Annotated in this window: 13 protein-coding genes and 1 tRNA gene; 2 read left to right on the forward strand and 12 right to left on the reverse strand. The window is 65.4% G+C overall.

The annotated features are described in order from the left end of the window. Positions 1–213 precede the first annotated feature (213 nt). From AX724_RS03525 to moaA, 5 genes are all read right to left on the reverse strand, one after another. Complete coding sequence (locus AX724_RS03525; protein ID WP_066763624.1) at positions 214–1,086, reverse strand: transporter; 873 nt, start codon at positions 1,084–1,086, stop codon at positions 214–216. 369 nt (positions 1,087–1,455) lie between these two features. Continuing rightward, positions 1,456–1,683, reverse strand: coding sequence for a hypothetical protein (locus AX724_RS03530; protein ID WP_156447983.1), 228 nt, complete (start codon positions 1,681–1,683; stop codon positions 1,456–1,458). A gap of 744 nt (positions 1,684–2,427) precedes the next feature. Then, positions 2,428–2,502, reverse strand: a tRNA-Asn gene (locus AX724_RS03535). Positions 2,503–2,578: 76 nt separating this feature from the next. After that, entirely contained in the window at positions 2,579–3,355 is a 777-nt protein-coding gene (locus tag AX724_RS03540) for an NAD kinase (RefSeq protein ID WP_066763629.1), read from the reverse strand. Next, on the reverse strand, positions 3,352–4,362 hold the full coding sequence (moaA, locus tag AX724_RS03545; protein WP_066763630.1) for a GTP 3',8-cyclase MoaA: 1,011 nt from the start codon (positions 4,360–4,362) through the stop codon (positions 3,352–3,354). The genes AX724_RS03540 and moaA overlap by 4 nt, the downstream gene beginning before the upstream one ends. Before the next feature lie 111 nt (positions 4,363–4,473). Between moaA and AX724_RS03550 the strand changes: the two genes are divergently transcribed. Next, positions 4,474–6,495, forward strand: coding sequence for a putative bifunctional diguanylate cyclase/phosphodiesterase (locus tag AX724_RS03550; protein ID WP_066763631.1), 2,022 nt, complete (start codon positions 4,474–4,476; stop codon positions 6,493–6,495). Here the strand turns inward: AX724_RS03550 and AX724_RS03555 are convergent. The 5 genes from AX724_RS03555 to AX724_RS03575 all read right to left on the reverse strand — a co-directional run bounded on the left by AX724_RS03555 (position 6,492) and on the right by AX724_RS03575 (position 12,318). Further along, the gene (locus AX724_RS03555; protein WP_066763632.1) at positions 6,492–6,887 is read right to left on the reverse strand and encodes an MAPEG family protein; all 396 of its coding nucleotides are present in this window, start codon (positions 6,885–6,887) and stop codon (positions 6,492–6,494) included. The genes AX724_RS03550 and AX724_RS03555 overlap by 4 nt on opposite strands. A 54-nt stretch (positions 6,888–6,941) precedes the next feature. Continuing rightward, a complete protein-coding gene (locus AX724_RS03560) occupies positions 6,942–7,679 on the reverse strand; it encodes a TorF family putative porin (protein WP_066763634.1) in 738 nt (245 codons plus the stop codon). Beyond that, the gene (locus AX724_RS03565) at positions 7,666–8,076 is read right to left on the reverse strand and encodes a hypothetical protein (RefSeq protein WP_066763636.1); all 411 of its coding nucleotides are present in this window, start codon (positions 8,074–8,076) and stop codon (positions 7,666–7,668) included. The genes AX724_RS03560 and AX724_RS03565 overlap by 14 nt, the downstream gene beginning before the upstream one ends. Positions 8,077–8,492: 416 nt before the next feature. Beyond that, a complete protein-coding gene (mfd, locus tag AX724_RS03570; protein ID WP_066763637.1) occupies positions 8,493–11,954 on the reverse strand; it encodes a transcription-repair coupling factor in 3,462 nt (1,153 codons plus the stop codon). A gap of 100 nt (positions 11,955–12,054) precedes the next feature. Continuing rightward, positions 12,055–12,318 (reverse strand): FAD assembly factor SdhE, encoded by a 264-nt coding sequence (locus tag AX724_RS03575; RefSeq protein WP_066763638.1) that lies wholly within the window; start codon positions 12,316–12,318, stop codon positions 12,055–12,057. Between the two features lie 143 nt (positions 12,319–12,461). On the opposite strand from AX724_RS03575, the gene recG reads away from it, so the two are divergent. Next, the gene (gene recG, locus AX724_RS03580) at positions 12,462–14,525 is read left to right on the forward strand and encodes an ATP-dependent DNA helicase RecG (protein ID WP_066763640.1); all 2,064 of its coding nucleotides are present in this window, start codon (positions 12,462–12,464) and stop codon (positions 14,523–14,525) included. A gap of 8 nt (positions 14,526–14,533) precedes the next feature. Here the strand turns inward: recG and AX724_RS03585 are convergent, their stop codons facing one another. Next, a complete protein-coding gene (locus AX724_RS03585) occupies positions 14,534–15,067 on the reverse strand; it encodes a response regulator transcription factor (protein ID WP_066763641.1) in 534 nt (177 codons plus the stop codon). Further along, a partial coding sequence (locus AX724_RS03590) for an ATP-binding protein (protein ID WP_066763643.1) occupies positions 15,057–16,243 on the reverse strand: 1,187 nt, incomplete at its 5' end. The genes AX724_RS03590 and AX724_RS03585, both read right to left, overlap by 11 nt.

A 16,243-nucleotide genomic window follows, 5' to 3' on the forward strand; every position in this document is an offset into this window, starting at 1 on the left:
CTTTTTGCACGCCGATCACCCCACGAAGGGGGTGCCTATTGCACGCTGATCCTCACATAGGGATCCAATCTCTGTTGCCCCACCATCAGCAAGCCCTGTGCCAGATGCGAAAAGCGCGACAGGCCGTGACCCGGCGGCGATGGGCCGACGCCCAAGTGCAGGATGTGCTGATCGACTGTTGTTGTAGCAACAGTCGATCAGCAGTCGAGCATCTCAAAAGGCGTATAGCAGGCGCAGGTTCACGCGATTCTGTTCCCGAAAGCCGTTGCGGACGTCCCGATCCTTGCCATAGGTCAGGATTACCTGCGTGGCGGCACTGGGCTTCACGGCTGTGCCAACCCAGAACTTGGTCTGGGTGAAACCTTGATTAGTGAGCGCGTTCTGCGTCCAGTCGCCACCTTCGGCATGGGAAACGCCACCGCGCAGATCGATCCTGTCGCTCAGAAAATAACGGAGAGAGGTTTGTATCTGAAAACCTGCCTTCTGGGTCATTCGGCCACCCGCATAATTACGGCCGGTCTTGCCGTAGAAGGTGACGTCTGCGCCCGCATCCCATGCGAGCTTGGGCGCGATCCGGACTGTGCCGGCCGCCTGAGGATTGAGTTTCCATCGGTTTTCACCCGCATTGAGGGGGCGAGCCGCGCTGTAATCGCCCGTCGGAATGTAGAGATAGGGCGTGATCCCGAAATAGCTGTTGCTCTGGGGGCGGTTCACCAGCCAGACTGGGGCGGCCAGAATGATGTCGCCTATTCCGCTGTGCCTGCCCAGCGCGGCCTGATCGCCAAGGCCTCTTTGCTTCACGACCGGCACCAATATCTGGGGGGCAACCGTCAGGCCGGCGATGCTGACATAGTGAACCAGCCTGAAAATGCCGACATCGGTACTCAGGCGATTGTCACCGGGTACCGTCTTGCCCCCGGAGTCCAGTTCGTCTCGTTCGGCATGCTGGAGATATACCAGGGCCAATGTGGTGCCGGGCTTTGCGGGATCATAGTCTCCCGCGTCCAGATCGACAGCGCCGGCGGTGGTCGCCGATGCAAGCGATAGCAAAGCACTTAGCGCTGCGAGTGGTAGATGGTATTTCATTGATATCTCCGGCTAACGTGTAAAACCGGATTGGCTCATGTGGACACGCCCCCAATCCACAGGAGGATTGGCAACTCTTGTGCCAGATAGAATTTATCGGCATTTTCTCTGCTTTGGATATCGCAGCGGAGCGATTAAAGCGGCGATGGAAACAATTATGCTGAATCGCTGCTGCTTGGCGCGCCTGCCGATTGGGATCTTGACTGAAATTGTTCGTGGTTGTTTGAAAACCCGGTCATTCAAGCCCGTTGGTATGGCATTCGGTGGAGGTTCGTGCTGACACGCGCGGTCGAGATGTCACGCGACCAAGAACTGGAGTGTTGTCGAACGGCAGATGGCAGCGGATACGGTTGCTCAAGCCGTGGCCGATCAGAGGACATTGTCGCGACCTGCCGCTTGGCGGACGAGCGCGGCCTGGGCCGCCGCGAGCGCCGCGGCGGCCTCATCGCGGGCGCGCACGCTGCCGGCTGCTCTCAAAATGGCAGATCGGAGATAGAGAAACGGGATGGTCGCGCGTTCCCGAAACTGCCTGTTCTGAGAAGCCAAGGTAATCGCTTGAATAGCAATGTCTTGGTGACTGCAGATCAATGGGTTCATCGCGCTCGACCGGCGGCTCCCGTCAGATCCGGACGTTCACTTCACCACAGAGGAACGGCGATAACTGGTCGCGTGCTGCCAGTTAGCGGACGGGCCGAACCTGAGTGCCGGATTTTGACGGCTGAACGACGGCAAAGGGTCGACACTGGATTAAGGTGTCCGGCGTGGGTGAACGACAACTATGCTACGTCGCTCTCCGGAATCTGCCGGATCACAAACGGCGCACCCTTTTGTTGTTGGGCGGCTAGTAGGCGTAGCTCCTGTGATTCGCTCCAGAGGTACGCGGAGGTACTGGCGCCTAGCGGCAGTCCTTTGGGAATTGGCGCTATCACACACGTTTCTCGACTCAAAGCGCACTGGTAAAGCCGCTTGCGGCTCCACCAGTGCCTTAACCGGCTCCGGTAGTGCCTTGCCTATTGCGGGATAGAAATGCGTGCGGCAGATATTATCACGAGCCAAAAGCAGCAATCCGATACTCCATTTGGAGTAGCCCAAAGCAAAGGATGTTGGTCCTATGCAGAGTACAAGTCCATCAATGGGTGACGAAGAGGGAGGAGCACTGCTCAGGCCATCCCGTAGACTTCTCTTCTCACCTATGAGGAAACCCCGCGTCGAATTCGAACCAAGTCAGAAATGAGATAGTCAGGAAAATCAGTGACTTACGGGATTTGGTGATGAGAACAAAAGGAGGTGTCGAACGCTAAGTGGTTGGAATATAACCCAAATCACTTATCGAAAAAAGCGTGGCTCCCCGAGTAGGATTCGAACCTACGGCCATTCGATTAACAGTCGAATGCTCTACCGCTGAGCTATCGGGGAGCGACCCGGCTTCCGCTGGGCAGGCCGTGCCTATAGCAGCGGCTTTCCGACGATGGCAAGCGTCAAATGTCGAAATTTATGCGATGAATTGTTCGGCCGCGATGCGATCGTCGAGCGTATGTTCGGGGTCGAACAACAGTGTCAACGGCGTCGCCCTATCGATGCCGACGCCCACCTGCGCGACGTCGCGCACTTCCCTCTGGTCCGCCACGGCGCTGACTGGGCGCTTGACCGGATCAAGGACGATGAAACGGATGGCGGTTGATTCCGGCAGGATTGCACCGCGCCAGCGGCGGGGTCGAAAAGGGCTGATGGGCGTCAAAGCCACCAATGCCGATCCCAGCGGCAGGATCGGGCCATGGGCGGACAGATTATAAGCAGTGGATCCTGCCGGAGTGGCGACCAGCACGCCGTCGCACACCAGTTCGGGGAGCACCGCACGGTCGTTCACATGCACTTCCAGCTTGGCGGTCTGGCGCGTTTCGCGCAGCAGCGAGACTTCGTTGATGGCCGGAATGGAGAAACGTTCGCCATCCACCGTGTCGACTGTCATACGAAGCGGATTGACCTTGAAGCTCTTGGCCCGCTCCAGCCGCTGCTCCAGCCGTTCCAGCCGCCATTCGTTCATCAGGAAGCCGACCGTACCGAGATTCATGCCAAAGACTGGCAAGATGCGGCGTGCTTCCAGCATCGAATGAAGCGTTTGCAGCATGAAGCCGTCGCCACCCAGCGCCACCACCATGTCCGCCTCTTCCATCGGGACGAAATCATAGGTCGCCCGCAACCTGTCTTCTGCCGCGCGGGCGGCCTGGGTGGGCGATGCGAGCAAGGCTCGCCTAGTCTCGCTGCTCATCCGCCGGTGACGCTCATGTGGCGATTGGTCGCGGGTTGAAGGCCCGACCCGATCCGAAAGTCGTGGGCGGCAGGCTTCAACCGCAGCGCCCGATCGATCAGAGGCTCCACCGCCGCAAGCCCGCCATCGCGCAGTGTGGACTTGAAATCCACATGATCCTCATGGCCCAGGCACATGAAGATCTTGCCCTCGCACGTCATGCGGATCCGATTGCAATCGGCACAGAAATTACGAGTAAGCGGCGTGATGAGGCCGAGTTTCACGCTCAGGCCATCGACATTGTAATAGCGCGCCGGTCCGCCAGTCCGGTATTCGATCGGCGTCATCGGATGCCGGCCGTCAATCTCCTTTGCGACGATGCTGAGCGGCAGATAATGATCCGTCCGATCCTCGCCGGTTTCACCCAGAGGCATTGTTTCGATCAGCGTCAGGCCGAACCCCTGATCGTCGCACCAGTGCAGCATGGCAAGAATCTCGTCTTCGTTGACGCCCTTCAATGCCACCATGTTGATCTTGATGGAGAGGCCGGCATTCTTTGCAGCGGCCAGTCCTTCCAGCACCTGATCGAGCCGGCCGCCGCGCGTGATATGCGCGAACCTCCCGGCATCGCGCGTATCGAGGCTGACGTTGATCCGCCGAACGCCCGCATCCGCCAGCATCGCCACATTGTCGGCCAGGCGCGTGCCATTGGTCGTCAGGGTCAGTTCGTCGAGGCCGTCGCCCAGGCGCCGTCCGATCCTGCGGACCAGATCGCCGATATCGCGCCGCACCAGCGGTTCGCCGCCGGTCAGGCGGATGCGTCGGATGCCACGCGCGATGAACAGATCGGCCAGCAGCGCGATCTCTTCCAGCGTCAGCACCTGATTCTTCGGGAGGAACTGCATCTTTTCCGCCATGCAATAGCGGCACCGAAGATCGCATCGATCGGTCACGGAAATACGGAGATAGCTTATCCGGCGGCCAAGACCGTCGGTCATCAACGCAGGCGAAGGAGCAGCCGAGGCCATGTCCGTTAGCTAGGCGATGCACATGCGCCGCGCAAGCGCCCCGGTTGCGGCCAGCGCAAGAGGTCAGTAACGCCTTGCTGGTAAGGCCGGGCGATCGGCGGCAAGGAAAGCATGCAAGCGAGCGGGGATCAAAGCGGAGACGGGCAGCGCAGCCTGTTCATTCTGTCGCCGGGCGACCGGGACGGGCTGTGCCAGGCGGCGCAGCGCGCAGGGTGGCGCGCCATCGGTGCCCGCCGCGCAAAGGATGCGCCGCAACGCTATCTGCACAGTGAGGCGCAGGTCGCGCTTGTCGATCTGCGGGGCGGGGCGAGCGCCGGAGACCTTCTCTCGCCCCTCGTGCCGCCGATGGAAGCAGGCGGTGGCGCGTTGCTGGTGCTGATCGATGAGGAGGAGCAGAAGCGTCTTCCGGCGCTGCTTGCCGCGGGGGCGACGCATTATCTGGTTGGCCCGGTCAGCGATATTGGCCTGCAAGCCGCACTGGCTTCGGCCCATCGTCTGGTCGAGCGGCTGGGCGGCGGCGCGCAGCATAGCCGGCGGGCGCAGCGCATCCGGCGGGGCGATGCGCTCTATTGGGACCTGCCGTGCGGCAGCGGCGAACTGTTGCTGAGCGAAAGCCTTGCCCGGCATCTGGGCGTGGAAGGACGCCGAATCGCCCCGGCGACGCTGCTGCGTCGATTGCCGCGCGCAGGACGGCGCAGCGTGCTGGCGGCCCTGCGAACCATGCGGGAGTCGGGCCGTCTGGCGGCATTGGCCCATGTGTTGCCGGACCGGCCGGATCAGCGGATGGTGCATCATCTGCGGATCAGCGACGGCGCGATCGCGGCGGATGTCGAATGGCTGTCCGACGGGCAGGGTCAGGACGCGACCAGCCGTGACGTGCTCACCGGCCTGCGCTCGCGGCAGGCGGCGCTAGACTGGCTCGACCGCCGCAAGGGGCTGGCAACGACGATCCTGTTGCTGTCGATCAGCCAGTTCGACCGCATGAACGCGGCATACGGGCAGGTCGTGGGCGACGCGCTGCTGGGCCGGATCGCGCGGCGGATCGAACGGATCGTCGACGATGTCGCGCCCGGCGCGATGGTGGCCAGGATCGCAGGCACGGAGTTTCTTGTCGGGCTGACGGGCGAAGTCGCGGGCGCCGACCGCGCCACCTTCATCGCGCGGCAGTTGATCGGCGTGATCGGCCGGCCGTTCAGCGCGGGCGATCATCTGATCCGCCTGACCACGCGTTGCGGCATCGCGCAGGCCCGCGCGGAGGATGACGCGACGCTGTTGCTGCGTCGTGCCGGGACTGCGCTGTCGGACGCGCGGCAGGCGGGCGGGGAGGGCATCCGTATCCTTTCCGCAGAGCGCCACAGCCGGCAGGTGGACGCCGACCGGCTGGAAACCGACCTGCGGCTGGCGCTGGACCGGGGCGAGATCGGCATCGTGTTTCAGCCCCAATATCCTGTCGACAGCGACCGGATCAGCGGCGTGGAGGCGCTCGCCCGCTGGAACCATCCGCATTATGGGCCACTGGGCGCGGGCATCCTGTTCGCGACCGCCGAACGATCCGACTATATGCTGCCGCTGTCGGCGCACATCCAGGCGGAGGCGCTGCGGCAGGCGGCGGCCTGGCCGCGGGCACTGTCCAACCTGCGCCTGTCGATCAACCTGACGGCCGCCGACATCGCCCAGCCCGGATTCCTGCCCGGCTTGCTGGGGCTGGTCGACGCCAGCGGTTTTCCGCGCGGCCGGTTGACGGTGGAGATTACCGAAAGCGGCCTGATCGACGATGTGGCCGCGGCGGGCGCGCTGCTGACGGCGCTGCGAGCGGAAGGGCTGGCCGTCGCGATCGACGATTTCGGCACCGGTTATTCCAGCCTTGCCTACCTCAAGAGCCTGCCGCTCGATTATCTGAAGATCGACAGCGGGTTGGCGCAGGACATAGCGGGCACGGCGCGGGACCGGATCATCGTGCGCGGCGTCATCCACATGGCGAAGTCTCTGGGCCTGAAGGTCATCGCCGAAGGCATCGAGACGGAGGAGCAGTTGAGCCTTCTGGCGCGCGAGGGCTGCGATTATTATCAGGGGTTCCTTCGGTCCGCGGGCGTGGCGTCCGCAGACCTCATCAACCTTGTCCTCGCGGGTTAGATGCGCAGCAAGGGCCAGAGCGTCATCAGCAGCCCGACCAGGCCGGAGAGGAAGATGATCGTCCGAACGACCGGAATGCCAAAGCCGTAGAGCGGCAGGTAGATGACGCGCGCGGCGAGCCAGATCCAGCCGCCCAGCGCGGTCCATTCGCTCGTCCGGCCCGCCACGACCACGCCGATCAGCGCGACGATGGCGATTGGCAGCGTTTCCATATAGTTGGCCTGGGCGCGGGACAGGCGGCCCGCCACGGCGTTCAGCGGCGGCAGCGTCTCGTCACGCGCGCCCATATTCCATTTGGGGCCATATTGTTTCGTCTTCACATGCGCGGCCGCGAAGATGTGGACGAGGAGCAGGATCATGCCCCAGGCGAGAATGGTGAGTTCGACGGGCATGATGGCGTCCTCCTGCCGACCGTATAGCAGGGCCGCTGCCCCTAGGACAGTCGGTCAGAAGGTCAGGCCCACTCGGCCGATCAGGCTGGCGCCAGCGTGTGCGCCATCCATCGCCGCGATGTCCGTGTCGGCATAGCGCAGCCCGGCAGACCAGCGGCCGCGATACCAGTCGAGCGCCACGCCATGATCCCAATAGTCGCCGCCGGGGCGCAGGCGGGCGGCGCGGGCGGGATCGCGCGTGTCGCCGGTCGAGCGGCCGACATGGCCCGAGAGCGTCAGCGGCGTGCCGGGAATGGCGGCCCATGCGGCGGCCGAGACATAGAGGAGATCGCCGCCGATCGCCGACTGGCGCGGGGCGTAGCGGGCGGCGAGATCAACGCCGGCGGGGCCAAGCGTGAAACCGGCGATCGCGCCCACTTCGCCATAGCCCTGGCCTGATGCGCCGGGGAAGAGATAATAGCGGCCTTCCCCGGTCAGGCGCCAGCCGCCCAGTTGCCGGACGAAGGTTGCGCCGAGATCGACCGCCGCGTCGGGGCCGCCGTGGCGGGCGCTGCCCCAAAGCGTCGTCGCCGCGCCATCGAGACTCAGACCGCCGGCGATAGGGATGGAGAGCGCCCCGCGCAGCACGGGATCGCCGTCGCTCCAACTGAGGCCCCGCCGGCGGTCGTCGCTTGCCGCTTCGACCGTGACGCTGGGGCGGCCAGCATATTGGGCGGCGGCCGGCATGGCATGGCTGGCGAGCAGCAATGCTCCCAGCCATGCCGCAGCAAAGAGGCGGTCAGTTCGACGCAAGGGCGCGGGCCGAATCCAGCTCTGCGAGCAAGGGCGCGCGGTCGGCCTGCGCCACGGCGACGAGATGCGCCTGGATGGCATCGCGATGCCGCGCGATCGTCGTTTCACCCGGCTGGCGGGCGGGGTGGCATGCGCCGGGCTCGCTGCCCGAAAAGCGCTTGTCGGTCGAAATCGCGCGGGCATGGGCGGGGCCATGGTCCAGCGCCCGGTCGACGACGATGGTCGCAGTCCACTGGCAGCGCTGGCCGTCCATGCGGATGCCCGCCCGTGCGCCGACCGTCTTCGCCTGCACGTCCGCGCGGGCGGTGTAGGTGGCGCCGATGCGCTGGCCATGATGGTCGATGGTCACGCTGTGGCTCGCGGCGGCGGCCGCGAGGGCGATGAGAGCGATGCTCATGTCTGTTCTCCTGTTATGCGCCGGGCTTTGCTGCCCGGTCGCACGGCGGATGTAGGGGGCTCCTGTTTCCAGCCTGTTTCTGGACCATGATGAAAGACGTTCGATGCCAATGTGGATCAGTGGGAAGGCGAAGTTCACACCATGACGCCACGCATTTCCGCCAAAAGCGGTCGCGACGCGCTCGCGAGGCTTTCGCCACGCGCCACCGACGCGTTCGCGACGCTTCTCCGACGCCTCTCTTCCTATTGGAGCATGACGATGGGTCGGCAGGCTGGATGGTTGCGTCATGCCGGTGGGTAGATCAGAGAAATTCCTATTTTGGAAGGGGTTAGCTCGAAATGGTGGGCTTCGGCGCTTGGGAGCGATCAGGATGCCGGACCCCGGTGGGTGCCGGGGTCGCGGGGTGAAGAGGGGGCTTATCCCGCCGCTTTCGCCAGCCCCTTCGACAGTTGCAGCGCGCCGTTCAATCGGGCCTGCGGGTCGCCCCAGGCGCGGTTGACGACCACCTTGCTGTCCGGGCGCAGTCGCGCGACGCCGTCGAGGCGCTGGATATAGGCAACGAGCCCTTCGGGACGCGGGAAGCGATCCTCGAAGAAGCTGACCAGCGCGCCCTTTGGTCCCACGTCGATCTTGGCGATGTTGGCGGCGACGCAATTCTGCTTGATCTCGATGATCTTGAGCAGGTTTTGCGTGGGCAGCGGCAACTTGCCGAAGCGGTCGATAAGCTCGGCGGCGAAGGATTCGAGACCCTGCCGGTCCTCCAGTTCGTTGATGCGGCGGTAGAGACCCATGCGCAGGTCGAGGTCCGGCACGAATTCTTCGGGGATGAGGATGGGCGCATCGACCGTGATCTGCGGCGAGAAGTCCTCGCTGCGCCGCTCGGCAGCGATGCCGCCTGCCTTGGCGTCGAGGATCGCGTCCTCCAGCATGGATTGGTAGAGTTCGAAGCCGACTTCCTTGATATGGCCCGACTGTTCGTCGCCGACGAGATTGCCCGCGCCGCGAATGTCGAGATCGTGGCTGGCAAGCTGAAAGCCCGCGCCCAGCGTGTCGAGATCGGACAATACCTTGAGCCGCTTTTCCGCCGTTTCGGTGATGATGCGGTTGGCGGGGGTGGTCATATAGGCATAGGCGCGCGTCTTCGACCGGCCCACGCGCCCGCGTAGCTGATAGAGCTGCGCCAGGCCGAAGCGGTCGGCGCGGTGGATGATCAGCGTATTGGCGCTGGGGATGTCGAGGCCGGATTCGACGATGGTGGTCGAGAGGAGCACGTCATAGCGCTTGTCGTAGAAGGCGGACATGCGCTCCTCGACTTCGGTGGCGCTCATCTGGCCATGGGCGACGATGGGTTTCACCTCCGGCACTTCGGTGCGCAGGAAGTCCTCGATCTCGGTCAGATCGGCGATGCGGGGGACGACGAAGAAGCTCTGGCCGCCGCGATAATGTTCGCGCAGCAGCGCCTCGCGGATGACGACGCCGTCCCACGGCATGACATAGGTGCGCACCGCGAGGCGATCGACCGGCGGTGTCTGGATGACGGAAAGTTCGCGCAGGCCCGACATCGCCATCTGGAGCGTGCGGGGGATGGGCGTGGCGGTGAGCGTCAGCACATGGACGTCGGTCTTGAGCGACTTCAGCCGTTCCTTGTGGGTGACGCCGAACCGCTGTTCCTCGTCCACGATGACCAGGCCGAGGCGTTTGAATTCGATCCCCTTGGCGAGCAGGGCGTGGGTGCCGACGACGATGTCGATGCTGCCGTCGGCAAGGCCGGCCTTCACCGCCTTCGCCTCCTTGTCGGGGACCAGGCGGGAAAGGCGGCCGATCTCGATCGGGAAGCCACGGAAACGGTCCACGAAATTCATGTGGTGCTGGCGCGCGAGCAGGGTGGTGGGGCAGATCACGACGACCTGCATGCCCGCCATCGCCGCGACGAAGGCGGCACGCAGGGCCACCTCTGTCTTGCCGAAACCGACATCGCCGCAGACGAGCCGGTCCATCGGCTTGCCCGCGCCCAGATCCTCTATCACGTCGCTGATGGCGCGGTCCTGATCGTCCGTTTCCTGATAGGGGAAGCGGTCCACGAAGGCGGGGTATCCGGCATGGTCGGGTTCCGCCACGGTGGCAGGGCGCAGCGCGCGGGCGGCGGCGGTCTTGAGCAGTTCGCCCGCGATTTCGCGGATGCGCTCCTTCATCCTGGCCTTGCGCCGTTGCCAGGCTTCGCCACCGAGCTTGTCGAGGCTTACGCCGTCCGTTTCCGAGCCGTAGCGGGAGAGGACTTCGAGATTTTCTACGGGAACGTAGAGCTTGTCGCCGCCGGCATATTCCAGGGCGACGCAGTCATGCGCGGCCTTGCTGACCGGGATTTGCGTCAGGCCGTCATAGCGGCCGATGCCGTGATCGCGGTGGACGACGAGGTCGCCGGGGGTGAGGGTGGCGAGTTCCTGCAGGAAAGCATCGGCGCTCTTCTTGCGCTTGGCGCGGCGGACCAGGCGGTCGCCCAGCATGTCCTGTTCCGTGAGGACGGCCACATCGGGGGCGGTGAAGCCATGGTCGAGGCCAAGGACGATCAGCGTCACGCGGCCGTCGGCGGCAAGGCCCAGCGCCTCCTGCCAGTCGTCGGCGGCGGCGAGGCGGGCAACGCCATGGTCGGCGAGCAGGCCGGAGAGACGTTCACGCGCGCCGCCCGAATAGCTGGCGATCACGACCTTCTTCTTACCTCGGCGCAGGCTGTCGATATGCTTGCCGACGGCTTCGTAGATATTGGCGTTCTGCGCCCGTTCGGGGGTGAAGTCGCGCGGACCGTCCACTGCGAAGTCGAGCACGGTCGCGCTTTCCGGTTCGTGGAAAGGCGTGGTCGCGTGCATCGGCAGGGTCGCGGCGGCTGCATCCCATTCGGCGGCGTCGAGATAAAGGGCTTCGGGTTTCAGGGGGCGGTAGGAGCCGGGGTCGGCGGATTTAGCCTGCACCCGGTTGGCGTGATAGTCGCGGATCGCCTCGAACCGGCTGTCCGCCGCGCCCGCGACGCCATGGTCGCGCACGATGACCGCATCGCCCAGATGATCGGTCAGGGGGACCAGCTTCTCCTCGAACAGGGGGAGCCAGTGCTCCATGCCGGCAAGGCGGCGGCCGTCGCTGACCGCCTGATAGAGCGGATCGCCGGTCGCGGTCGCGCCAAAGGTTTCGCGGTAGCGCAGGCGGAAGCGCTTGATCGTGTCCTCGTCCAGCAGCGCTTCGGAGGCGGGGAGGAGGGTGAAGCCATCGACGCTTCCCGTGGTGCGCTGGTCGGTGGGGTCGAAGCGGCGGACGGTCTCGATCTCGTCGCCGAAAAAGTCGAGCCGCAAGGGCTGCTCCTCGCCGCCGGGGAAGAGATCGACGATGCCGCCGCGAATGGCGAATTCGCCCCGGTCGTGCACGGTGTCGGTTCGGACATAGCCGTTCGCCTGAAGCATTTCGGCCAGGCGCTGGATGGCGATCCGTTCCTTGGGCGCGAGCTTTGCGACCAGCTGGCGGACGCGGAAGGGGGTGAGCGTGCGCTGGGTCATCGCCGCCAGCGTGGTGACGACCAGTTGCGCGCCCCTGGGCCTGGCCTGAAGCGCGTGGAGGCCGGCAAGGCGCGCGGAGGCGGCGCGAAGCGAAGGGCTGGCCCGATCATAGGGCAGGCAGTCCCAGGCCGGAATCTCGATCACCTCCAGTTCCGGCGCGAAGGTCGGCGCGGTATCGGCGATGGCGCGCATCTGCTGTTCGTCGGCGGCGATGAACACGGCACGCGTCGCCGCGGCGCGGGCGAGGTCAGCGAGCAGCCAGGGCTGGAAGCCGGCGGGAACGCCGGAGAGGGTGAGGGGCTTTGCGGCTTTGAGGATTTTCTGGAGGTCGGTCATAGGAGGCTGGTCATTCCCGCGAAGGCGGGAATCCATCTCCCATACCTTGCAATGTAGGCTTGTGCCGAAGATGGAGGCCCGCCTTCGCGGGGTGGCTGGACTAGACGATCTTCACGAAATCGAGCTTGAGGAAACGGTCCATCATCGGGCCTTGCCATTCCGGCGGCACGGGGATGGTGCCCAGCGCCCAGCCCATGATGTCAGCGTCCTGTTCTTCCATGAAACGCTCGAACCAGGCGATCTCCTCTTCGTTCCATGTGTCGTGATACCGGTCGAAAAAGCCGCCGACCGTATAGTCCGCTTCCCGCGTGCCGCGGTGCCAGGCGCGAAACTTGATGCGGCGCAGATGGGGATTGTCGTTCACAATTTGTTCCTTTGGCGGGCATGGTCGAACCACCGATCAGGCATTTGCAGGACCGTGCCGGCTGGCATCATCTGTTGTCGCATTTTCCGAGTCAGCGACCGTTCCGGCCGCTTCGAAAATGCTCTAGAGCGCGTGAGATAGACATGCGACCCGATATTCTCAATCCGCTCTTTGCCGAAATTTCCCTGTTCAAGGGGGTGGGGCCGGCGCTTGCGCGGCCGCTGGAGCGGCTGGACCTCAGGCGCGCGGTCGATGTCGCCTTTCACTTGCCGGTGAGCTGGGTCGACAGGAAGCTGACCGACGAACTGGAGATGGGCGATGCTGGGCGGGTGATCGGGGTCATGCTGACGCCGGTCGACTATCGCGCCAGCGGCAGCGCGCGCGCGCCTTTCCGGGTGCAGGCGGTGGACGGACATGGCAATGGCGTGTCCCTCGTCTATTTCGGAAAGAACAGCGCCTGGCCGCGCAAGCTGCTTCCGCTGGGCGAGCCCAAATTCGTGTCGGGCAAGCTGGAGGCCTATGGCGAGAACCTCCAGATCGTGCATCCCGACCATGTGCTGCCGCCCGAGGAAGCGGCCACGGTGCCGGCGCGCGAGTCGGTCTATGGCCTGTCGGAAGGGCTGACCAACAACCGGATGCGGGATCTGGCGGGGCAGGCGCTGGCGCGCGCGCCCGAGCTGCCGGAATGGATCGAGCCAAGCCTGCTGGCGGGCAAGGGCTGGCCGGGCTGGCGCGAGGCGCTTGTCCGGGCCCATGCCGATCCGTCGGACGCCAAGGCGCGCGAGCGGCTGGCCTATGACGAGATTTTCGCAGGCCAGCTGGCGCTGATGCTGGTGCGGCAATCGTCGCGTCGCAGGCGCGGCGTGCCGATCGAAGGCGACGGGCGGCTGCGCGCGATGCTCAAGCTGCCCTTCGCGCCGACGGGCGCGCAGCGGCGGGCGATCGGAGAGATTGAGGGCGACATGGCGCAGGCGACGCCGATGCTGCGGCTGCTGCAGGGCGACGTGGGATCGGGCAAGACGCTGGTGGCGCTGATGGCGCTGCTCAATGCGGTCGAGGCGGGGATGCAGGGGGCGATGCTGGCGCCGACCGAAATCCTGGCGCGGCAGCATCATGAGACGCTGCGGAAGATGGCCGGCGGCTTGCCAGTGGAGATCGCCATCCTCACCGGGCGCGAGAAGGGCAAGGTGCGCGAGGCGACGCTGATGGGGCTGGCGGACGGGAGCATCGACATATTGGTCGGCACCCACGCCATCTTTCAGGAAGCGGTGCAGTATAAGCGGCTGGGCCTGGCCGTCATCGACGAGCAGCATCGCTTCGGCGTGGCGCAGCGCATGATGCTGGCCAGCAAGGCTGCCCAGGCGCCGCACCTGCTGGTGATGACGGCGACGCCCATCCCCCGCACGCTCACATTGACCTATTATGGGGAGATGGACGTGTCGCGGCTGGACGAGATGCCGCCGGGCCGCCAACCGATCCAGACGCTGGTCATGTCGGCCAGCCGGCTGGACGAGGTGGTGGATGCGCTTGCCCGCCATGTCGAAGCCGGCGGGCAAGCCTATTGGGTATGTCCGCTGGTCGAGGAGAGCGAAACCAGCGATCAGGCGGCCGCGGAAGCGCGGGCGGAGTCCCTGAAGCTGCGTTTCGGGGACCGGGTGGGGCTGGTCCACGGGCGAATGAAGGGGCCGGAAAAGGACGCGGCGATGGAAGCCTTTGCCGCCAACCGGACGCAGATTCTCGTGGCGACGACGGTGATCGAGGTGGGCGTGGACGTCCCCAATTCCAGCCTCATCATCATCGAGGGGGCGGACCGCTTCGGCCTTGCGCAGCTGCACCAGTTGCGCGGGCGCGTGGGGCGGGGGGACAAGCCGTCCACCTGCCTGCTGCTGCGCGGCAATGCGCTGGGCGAGACATCGCGGGCGCGGCTGGCGCTGATGCGGGAAACGAATGACGGCTTCCGCATCGCGGAGGAGGATTTGAAGCTGAGGGGCGCGGGCGAGGTGCTGGGCACGCGCCAGTCGGGCGACGCGCAATTGAAACTCGCCACCCCGGAGCATGTGGCGGCGCTGGTGGATGCGGCGCGGGACGACGCGCATCTGTTGATCGAACGGGACGGCGGACTCGACAGCGCGCGCGGGCAGGCGGCACGGACCTGCCTCTATCTGTTCGAGAAGGATGCGGCGGTCGGGCTGCTGCGCGGCGGCTGAGGGTAGCCCTATCCGACCTGCCGCTTGGCGAGCTTTCGCGCCAGCGTGCGGCGGTGCATTCCCAGCCGGCGCGCGGCTTCGGAAATATTGAAGTCGCTGTCCTTGAGCACTTCGTGGATATGTTCCCATTCCAGCGTCTTGATGGAGGTGGGGCGGGGCGCCAGCGGCGTGTCGGGATTGCCCGCGCCCCGCGCGAACGCGGCCTCTATGTCGTCGGTGTTGGATGGCTTGGCGAGATAGTTGGTCGCGCCGAGCTTGATCGCCTCCACCGCCGTCGCGATGCTGGCGAAGCCGGTCAGCACCACGATCAGCATGGCCGGATCATGAGCGTGGAGCGCCTGGACACAGGCGAGGCCGGATTGCGGGCCGAGCTTCAGGTCGACCACGGCATGGCCGAACGTACCGCCGGAGAGCAGCGCCTGCACCGCCTCCAGACTGTCGGCCAGCGCGACATCATAGCCGCGCCGCTCGAAGGATCGTTTGAGGGTGCGGGCGAAAGCCTCGTCGTCCTCGACGATCAGCAGCCGCTTGTCATTCGCCATCCTTGTCCTCCTCCAGGGCCAGCGTGGCGAAGGGCAGGCGAAGCTGGACCATCGCGCCGCCGTCCGCGCCGTTGCTGGCGTCCACCCGTCCGCCGAGCTTGCGCGCGACATTGAAGACGAGGAACAGGCCAAGGCCGCCGCCCTGCCTGCCCTTGCTCGACCGGTATGGCTTGCCGACATCGGCCAGCATGTCGGGGCTGAACCCCCGCCCGTTGTCGTGCACCGCGATGTGCAGCCACTGGCTGTCCCGGCTGACCATCATGTTGATATAGGTCGCGCCGGCTTCGCGCGCATTGTCCAGCAGGTTGGTGACGGCCTGGCGGATCACCGGGTCCGCGATGATGCGCGGATAGTCGTGCGGGCCGAAATCGCAGCGCAGCGGCATGTCCGGATTGGCGGCGCGCCAGTCCTGCGCGATGCGTTCGATGAAGTGGCGGACATCCGTGACTTCGGGCGCTTCGCCCCGCGCCTCGCCCGCCGACAGCAGCACGCCGGTCAGGATCGCCTTGCAGCGGCGGACGGCGGCTTCCATCTCCTCCACTTCCTCGATGAGGGCAGGGTCGCCCGCGATCTGGGGCATGTGGCGCCAGTCGCCCAGCACCACAGCAAGCTGGGCCAGCGGGGTGCCCAGTTCGTGCGCCGCGCCCGAGGCAAGCAGGCCCATGCGGACGATATGCTCCTCCTCCGCCGCTTGCTGGCGCAGGCGCGCAAGGTGGGATTCGCGTTCCTGGATGTTGCGGTTGATCGGCGTCATGAACAGCACGAGCAGCACCGCCACCATGGTGAGGCAGATCCATGTCCGCCGGTGGACGAAGGCCAGCATCGCCGCGCAGACGGTGGAGACGGCGACGATGCCCCAGACGCTCCAGCGGTGGAGCAGCACCGCGCCCAGCGCCACCTGCACCAGATAGAGCGAAAGGAAGGGGTTGGTCGCGCCGCCCGACAGGTAAAGTTGCGTCGTCAGCGCCAGCACGTCGAACAGCAGGGCAAGGAACAGTTCGGCATGGGTTATGTCGGTGCGGCGGCGCAGGATCATCAGGCTGCCGACATTCATCAGCGCGGCGATGCAAGGCACCACCAGCATGGACCCGAGCGGCAGGGTTATCCCCATGCCGAAATGGGTGAGCAGGATCGTTGCGACCTGCCCGGCGATGGCGAGCCAGCGCAGTTGCACCA

It is taken from the genome of Sphingobium sp. CCH11-B1 (assembly GCF_001556865.1).
Classification (GTDB): domain Bacteria; phylum Pseudomonadota; class Alphaproteobacteria; order Sphingomonadales; family Sphingomonadaceae; genus Sphingobium.